The sequence below is a fragment of the Streptomyces sp. XY431 genome (assembly GCF_001279805.1).
Lineage (GTDB): Bacteria > Actinomycetota > Actinomycetes > Streptomycetales > Streptomycetaceae > Kitasatospora > Kitasatospora purpeofusca.
This window is the reverse complement of record NZ_LGDO01000322.1, coordinates 1-486: the sequence shown is the minus strand read 5'-3', so window position 1 is coordinate 486 and position 486 is coordinate 1. Positions and strand designations below refer to the sequence as shown.

The following is a 486-nucleotide window of genomic DNA, read 5'->3' as shown; positions in this document are numbered from 1 at the left end:
GGTCCAGTCGTCCGCGAGGTCGGTGTCGGTGGTGTGGGGGCGGGAGTGGATGGTGACGGTGCGTCGGCCGGCCTCGTCGGGGGTGGTGACGGTGACCTGGATGACGCTGTGGGCGGTGTCGGTGAGGACGAGGGGTCGTTCGAGGGTGAGTTCGTCGAGGACACGGTAGCCGACCTGGTCGGCGGCGTGCAGGGCGAGTTCGACGAACGCGGTGCCCGGCAGGACGACCGTCCCGAACACGGCATGGTCCGCGAGCCACGAGTGGCTCGACAGGGAGAGCCGCCCGGTCAGGACGCTGTCGCCGCCCGCGAGTTGCAGAGCCGCGCCGAGCAGCGGGTGGTCGACCGTACCCAGGCCGATGGAGCCGACGTCGGTGGCCGTGGCGCTCGCGGGCAGCCAGTGGCGGCGGTGTTGGAAGGCGTAGGTGGGGAGGTCGGTGAGGTGGCCGGTGCGGGTCCAGGGGGTCCAGTCGACGGTGAGGCCGGC

The 486-nt window shown here is 72.4% G+C and carries 1 protein-coding gene; it reads right to left on the bottom strand.

Going from position 1 to position 486, the window contains the following annotated elements; all coding sequences use genetic code 11:
- The coding region (locus tag ADK60_RS24780; RefSeq protein WP_199839752.1) for a polyketide synthase dehydratase domain-containing protein at nucleotides 1-486 on the bottom strand (486 nt) is incomplete at both ends.